General features: G+C 63.1%; 2 protein-coding genes and 1 pseudogene. All 3 read left to right on the forward strand.

Going from position 1 to position 5319, the window contains the following annotated elements; genetic code table 11:
- Window positions 1-181 precede the first annotated feature (181 nt).
- Window positions 182-1861, forward strand: a complete 1680-nt coding sequence (locus AWB78_RS41340) for a site-specific integrase (RefSeq protein ID WP_062612925.1) — start codon at window positions 182-184, stop codon at window positions 1859-1861.
- Window positions 1858-4839, forward strand: a complete 2982-nt coding sequence (locus tag AWB78_RS41345) for a Tn3 family transposase (protein WP_062612928.1) — start codon at window positions 1858-1860, stop codon at window positions 4837-4839. Before AWB78_RS41340 ends, AWB78_RS41345 begins: the two co-directional genes overlap by 4 nt.
- 45 nt (window positions 4840-4884) lie before the next feature.
- Window positions 4885-5319: pseudogene (locus tag AWB78_RS50215) on the forward strand (DDE-type integrase/transposase/recombinase); the annotation flags it as partial.

A 5319-nucleotide genomic window follows, 5' to 3' on the forward strand; every position in this document is an offset into this window, starting at 1 on the left:
TACCCGATGGGGCGATGTGTGAACCGAGAGCTGAGATCGGCACATCGCCGAATTTCTACGCGTCCCTATCGCTAACACATATTATCGATAGGGCTACATATATGGGCAAAACTCCCGTTTCGGGAAACGCGCCACACCTGACCGGCAGCTCCGCTGCCATTCCGTTGCCTATAATCTCCGGATGCCGAACGTTCCGTCGTCACCGTCCTTTCCCGACACCGCGTGCCTGTCCGCGCTACGCGCGTGGTACGCGGGTGTCGGCTCGCGCGAGGCGCTCGAGCGCTATTGCCCGCAGGCGCTCGAAGGTGGCCAGTCGGCGCGCGGCGTGATCGGCCGGATTCGTCGGCAGCTCGCCAGTTTTGCCCTCAACCGGCATCGCGCCGATCTGGCCCGGCTGTTTCAGTGCGCGATGGGCGAACGGACCCGTTACCGCAAGGCCGCGACCCGGGCGCTGGACATCCTGCCGACGCTCGCGGTCCCGCAACCGCAGGTAAGCGATCCGATCGGAGCCTGGCTGCCAGCCCGTGTCGTCCCCGTGCTGCATCAGCATGGCATCCGGACGCTAGCCGATCTGACCGTGCGCATCCCTCGTCGCCAGCGCTGGTGGCGCACGATTCCCGGACTCGGCATGCGCAGCGCACGCCATATTGAAGCCTTCTTTGCCGCCCACCCGGCGCTCACCGAACGCGCCCGCGCGCTGATCGTGGTGGCGACGCCGGAACCCGTAGTGCCGTGGGAAAAGATTCGCGTGCCGCATGACGTTGACGGCTCGCGCGGCGTCTTTCGCGCGCCGAAACCGATGTGCGCGCTCGAGGCCGATAACGACTATCAGGCAATCAGCGCCTGGCTCGAGCGGCACGAGGCAATTGAAACCCAGCGCGCCTACCGCCGGGAAGCCGAGCGCCTGCTGCTGTGGGCGATTGCCGAGCGCGGCAAGGCGCTGTCTTCGCTCACGAGCGAGGATGCGACCGCTTATCGCGCCTTCCTGCGCCATCCCACACCTCGCGCCCGGTGGGTCGCGACAGCGCGCCCGCGATCGTCGTCCGAGTGGCGGCCGTTCACGGGCGCGCTGTCGCCAGATTCCATCGCCTATGCGCTGTCGGTTCTGAGTGCAATGTTTCGCTGGCTGATTGCGCAGCGCTACGTGCTCGCGAATCCGTTTGCAGGCCTCAGGGTGCGCGGCGCGCAGCGCAATGGTGAGCTGGACATCTCGCGCGCCTTTACGGCCGGAGAGTGGGAGCTGATCCGCACGATTGCCGATGGCCTCGAATGGTCGTATGGCTGGGCGGTTCCCGCCGCGCAGCGTCTGCGCTTTCTGCTCGATTTCGGTTACGCGACCGGCCTGCGCGCCGGCGAACTGGTCAGCGTTACACTCGGCGGTATCATGACCGGCACGCGCGGCGAGCGGTGGCTTCACCTCACCGGGAAGGGGGCGAAGGCTGGTAAGGTGGTGCTGCCGCCGCTCGCACGATTTGCGTTGGACCAGTACCTGATGCAGCGCGGTCTGCCCGTGAGCCCAGCACGCTGGGCACCGGATACGCCGCTGCTCGGCCATCTCGACGAATTCGGCGGCATCACCACGCCGCGCCTGAGGGAGGTGCTGCGCCGGTTCTTCCAGACCGCCGCCGACGCAATTCGGGCCGACCACCCGGCACTCGCCGACAAGCTGCAGCGCGCGACGCCACACTGGCTGCGGCACACGCACGCTACAAATGCTCTCGCACAGGGCGCCACGCTGACGACTGTGCGCGACAATCTGCGTCACGCGTCGATCACAACGACCTCGATCTACCTGGACGACGACGAAGTTCAGCGTACCCGGCAGATCGAGCAGATCTTTGCGCGGCGGCAGCCAACGTGACGACTGTCCACGAGACCATCTATCCGGTGCTGCCTGCGGAGCCGGGCGAGGCGGAGCTGAAAGCGGCATTCACGCCGAGCGCCGCGGAAATCCGCTTCGTGCGCCGGCAATCCCGGCAGGAAGTCTCAGCCGTGTTGATCATGGTGCAGCTAAAGCTCCTGCAGCGTCTCGGTTACTTCCCGATGCTCGTGGAGGTGCCACCTGCCATTATCGATCACATCCGGACATCGATGCGGGCCCGCGTCCTGTCCCGGACGGCGATCGCACGGTATGACGTGTCGGGCACCCGCATCCGTCACCAGAAACTGCTGCGCGGCTGGCTTGACATCCGGGCGTTCGATGCGAGTGAGGCGGCATCGCTTGCTGAACTGGCGTCGGCGGAAGCCCGGACAAAGATCGAACTGCCCGATATCATCAACGTGCTGACCGAGGAACTGATCCGGTGCCGGTATGAGCTGCCACCGGTGGCGACGCTGCAGCGCATCGCCACGCAGGCGCGCAACGATCTCAACGAGGCGATCTATGGGGCGATCACCGGTGCACTCGACGCAGCACTCGTTGAACGGATCGACGCGCTTCTCGTCGTCAAGGCCGGCAAGTCGGGTTGGGACGATCTGAAACAGGAGCCGAAGCGACCCGCTGCGCGGGCGATCGCCAGTTTCCTCAAACATATCAACGGGATCAGGACACTGGCGGAAGGCTTGCCGGCGCCACCCTCTATCCTGTCTGTCAGCAAGCGTGCCCAACTGGTCACCGAAGCCCGGGCGCTCGACGTCGCGGAACTGCGTTCGCTCAAAACCGCGAAGCGTCATGCGCTCGCGGTACTGTTCATCCAGGCGCAGTTGCAGAAGGCGCTCGATGACGTCGCCGAGATCTTCATCAAGGTGGTGCGCAAGCTGGAGTCCTACGCAAAGGTCCGGCTGCAAAAATACCAGCTTGAGCACGCCGACGTGCTGGAGGGACTGGTCGGGCAGTTCCGGGACGTCCTGCAGATTCTTCAGGACGAGGACGTATCGGAGCGCAACCGGTTACCGAAAATCCGCGAGGCGCTCGGCGACCCGGCCGAAGCGCTCGCGCAATGCAACGAGCACATCGCTTATGCCGGGCAGTTCGATCTGCCGTTCATGCTCGTGCCGTACCGCACCCAACGCTCGCTGCTGTTCCAGTGCCTGGACGTGCTGCCGCTGCAATCGAGCTCGCAGGACCGCGCGGTGCTGGTCGCGCTCGCGTGGCTGCAAGGTTTCCGTGACGCGCACCGCGAATACCTGCTGCTGACCGACAACGACCTCGCGAACCTGCCGCTGAACTGGTTGCCGGAGAAGTGGGAGCGCGCGGTGTTCCCGCACGGACGGGACAGCCGGATGCTGCACCGCCGGTTCTTCGAGCTGGGTGTCTTCAGCCAGATCACGCGGGAACTCAATTCCGGCGACCTCTATGTGGAGGGCAGCGACCGCTTCGACGATTATCGGGTGCATCAGGTCACCGACGAGGAATTCCGGCGTGAACTGCCGCGCTACTGCGCGATCGTAGGCTTGCCCACGGACGGCAAGAGCTTCGCGAAGGATCTGCGAGACAGGCTGAACGCGGCGCTCGACGAGGCCGATGCGAACTTCCCGGCAAACGACAGCATCGAGTTCGTTAATGAGGAACTCGTCATTCACAAGCCGGGCAAGGAGCCCGAGCCGCCGAACCGCACGCTGATCGATCAGGCCATCACGGCATCGATGCCGCAGCTCAGCATCCTGGATCTCCTCACTGAAACCGAGCAGTGGCTCGAGTTGCATAAACTGTTTGGACCGCTGTCCGGGTTTGACGCGAAGATCGACGATCCGCGCAAGCGTTTCATCACGACGCTGTTCTGCTACGGCTGCAACCTGGGGCCGAGCCAGACGGCGCGCTCGGTGAAAGGGCTCACCCGCAAACAGGTCGCCTGGCTGAACCTGAAACACGTCACGGAGGAGCGGCTCGACAAGGCGAACGTGAAGGTGATCAACGCGTACAACCAGTTCGCGTTGCCAAAATACTGGGGCAGCGGCAAGCGCGCCTCGGCCGACGGCACCAAGTGGAGCCTGTACGAGCAGAACCTGCTGTCCGAGTATCACGTTCGCTATGGGGGATACGGCGGGATCGGCTACTATCATGTGTCCGACATGTACATCGCGCTGTTCAGTCACTTCATCCCGTGCGGCGTCCACGAAGCCGTCTACATCCTCGATGGGCTGATCCTGAACGGCGCCGACGTCAAGCCCGATACGATCCATGGCGATACGCAGGCGCAAAGCGGTCCGGTCTTCGGTCTGTCGTACGTGGTTGGCATCAACCTGATGCCGCGCATGCGCAACATCAAGGACCTCGTTCTGTACAAGGCGGACCGGCGTCGCAGGTACAAGCATATCGACAGCTTGTGCCGTCAGGCGATTGACTGGGCACTGATCGAACGGCACTATGCCGACATGATGCGCGTTGCAGTGTCAATCAAGGCGGGCAGGATGACGCCGTCGACGATCCTGCGCCGCCTCGGATCGGAGAATACGAAAAACAAGCTCTACTTCGCATTCCGGGAGTTGGGACGCGTGATCCGGACGCTGTTCCTGCTGAAATATCTCAATGAACCGGACTTGAGGCGCACGATTCACGCCGCGACCAACAAGAGCGAGCAGTTCAATGACTTCGCTCAATGGCTGATGTTCGGTGGCGAAGGCGTCATCGCGGAAAACGTCCGGCATGAGCAGCGCAAGGTGATCAAATACAACCACCTCGTCGCGAACATGGTGATCCTGCACAATGTGCAGTGGATGTCGCGCAAGCTGAAGGAACTGCAGGGGAAAGGGCATCCGATCGACGCCGAAGTACTCAAGGTACTGTCGCCGTACCGACGGGAACACATCAATCGGTTTGGGGACTATCTGTTGGATCTCCTACGCCACGTTCCGCCGCTCGATCCGACCATCGATTTCGCATTCAAATCAGCTGCTTAGACTGAGATGTGGCGGATTTTTAACGAATCCCGGTCAAGCCTCATGACCATGCGGGATTGGGCGACGAAGTGTTCGGTTTGGCAATCCCCAAACGTATCCGTTCGACGGCGCTGGCGCGCGGCGGCAAGTGGCCTCTTGATGAGGTTGTGGTGACGATCAACGGCAAAAGCACTGGTTGTGGCGTGCGGTCGATCAGCACACGGTTCCGTCGACATACTGGTGCAGAGTCGCCGTGACAAGGCCGCAGCCAAACGCCTGGCGACCGAGAAGGCGTCAGCCGAAGATCTGCTGCCGTGCCTCGGTCACCTGCTCGCCAGCGCGGGCGCGCCGCAACTAATGACGCCGCCGCTGCGCCACACGCTGTGCGAACACGCACTGGGCAACTATCGCGTCCTCTCGACACTGGCCAACGAACTGCTGAACACCGCTGCCCAGCGTGAACTGTCCGAACTCGACGAGAAGCTGTACTTCGAGGTGTTT

This window comes from Caballeronia calidae, from assembly GCF_900044055.2.
In the GTDB taxonomy this organism is placed as follows: domain Bacteria; phylum Pseudomonadota; class Gammaproteobacteria; order Burkholderiales; family Burkholderiaceae; genus Caballeronia; species Caballeronia calidae.